Genomic DNA, 2089 nt, shown 5'->3' on the forward strand with positions numbered 1-2089 from the left:
ATTACCACAGGCCTCACAGCTACAACGGCGGGATCGCCCCTGCGGTGGCCGAAGAAAAACCTAAATCACTGTCCGGTATTAGTTGACCACTACATGGTATCTCTAAACTTTACTAGCGCCTCCAATTCTTCTCGCTCTGTCCTGAGCTCAACCGTAGACTCTCCATCACGTGAGATATCGTCTATAAAAGCTTTCTGACGCTGAATGACCTTATCAAGCTTTCCTGATTTTATAATTGCGCTATCGCAGTTCAAACAAGCGGCGATCGAACGAAATAAGCGCTTGTCACAAGGTGACATAGTCGTGCACGCCCCTAAAGGCGTTTGCGTATAAGCAAGCTGACCAATCTTAAACTTCGAAATCAGTTCATCCCGACTCTCGCGCAGCACCACCCTGCTCCCATAATTACTCCTAACATTCCTCTCTACGTGCTTACCATGAGCTCCGCTCAGTTTCTCCGCACTCATAATTGCATCATAGATATATGCCACTGCGTCGGCTTCCGGCTTTTCTCTCTGAAACAACGATGCGATATGCGAATCGGTCTCAAAGTCCTTACTTAATCCGGAGCCTTGACAGTAATAAACCGTCATATCCCGGGTAAGATGTTTAAGTTGCCTTTTCAGAGAAGGAAGCGAGACATTTGCTGATTGCGTCACATAAAATGCCAAAGAGCGCCTGAACTGGTGAGTTGTAAAACGCCAAACCGACCCCACAGAAAATTCCGACTCTGCTTCCCAGGCTCTTAATGGACTAATCTTCTCTAATACATCCAGGTCTTCCGCTGTAATTCTTAGATCACTCGAATCAAGATACTCATATATCTCCTGGCTCTTGGAATTGGCACTTGCCACTCTTACAATTCCATCCTCATGTTGCAAAGGACATGAGAATTCAAGATAACCCATGGATATAAACAGAGGCGTTTCTTTTTTCGCCAATCCGATATGATTTCCCACCACCGATGAAATTAGTGAGACCACCTTGTAAGCAGGCAATACATCCTCACTTGTCACCCAGGAAACGGGTTTCTTCTGACCGACAAACTTACTTGTTTCGCCACTTAGCTTGAATATAGAAAGTCGACCCCGCCCTTTCTTTTTCAGGCACCCAAGTTTCAGGCTTAATGCCTCGGAATGCCTCATTCCACTATATATATGCAAGTAGATTCGACAAGCATGCTGAGTGCGCGTCAGGAAAGAGCTCAACGAGGGAAGATCTCTCACGCCATACCTTTCAAAAAGCGCTCTCAGGCCATAGATGTCAGCGCCCTCACCGAAAAAAGGCCCAAACTCAGCGCAGCGATAGCCTAGTTTCGCCTGCATAGATGGTGATCGAGCAAATTTCTTGTCTTCTAGAATATTTCTTAAAAATGATTCAAGACGAAGCCTCACAGAGGATATATCAGATATAAATTCATCCAGCTGATCAATCAACGACGCGATTATCCTTGGCGGAATAACAGGGTGCTGTTCATCCTTACCCATCTTGCTCAGACGATTAGTAACAAGCTCATGCTTAACAGCCCCCAAAACCTTGTACCCAGAGACTTCACTTGGAATAGATATCAAGTGAGTGAGAACACCTGACAACGACGACAGTGCACTTCTGGTCCTTAGCGTGGCAACAAACACCTCCATCACCGCCTTATCAGAGAGAATTTCCGATAAAGCGCAGTCCTTTTCCATGGAGAATCTAGCAATTGCCCGGACAGCCTTCATATAGCCCATCACAGTTGCCACACTAATCGAGTCTGACAACGCAGGCCTTGCTATGAACATGAGCATAAAAACCAGCCACTTTACTTCGCCCTTTAACGAGCCCTTTGTAAATCCAAAATTAACTCTTGCCGCCCCCGCATCTCCAGCCAGCCGGTAAACTCTTAAATCCCATATATCATCTGAATATAATGATATCGGCGCTCCATCGGGGCTCCTTGAAATCACAAAGTCTGGCGAGGGTCTAGATGCCTCACCAGTTGATAAATACACATCTGGTGTAGTGGTCTAATGAATCCGGACACCAACGTAGGGTGGTAAAATCACCACCTTAAGCGAGGTGTCATATGACCAGAAAACGACGATCCTTT

Annotated in this window: 1 protein-coding gene; it reads right to left on the minus strand. The window is 46.1% G+C overall.

The features are described from left to right. Nucleotides 1-89: 89 nt before the first annotated feature. Entirely contained in the window at nucleotides 90-1688 is a 1599-nt protein-coding gene (locus C4S63_RS17240) for a hypothetical protein (protein WP_146063408.1), read from the minus strand. Nucleotides 1689-2089: the final 401 nt, after the last annotated feature.

Source organism: Alcanivorax sp. DSM 26293, from assembly GCF_900107995.1.
Classification (GTDB): Bacteria; Pseudomonadota; Gammaproteobacteria; order Pseudomonadales; family Alcanivoracaceae; genus Alcanivorax.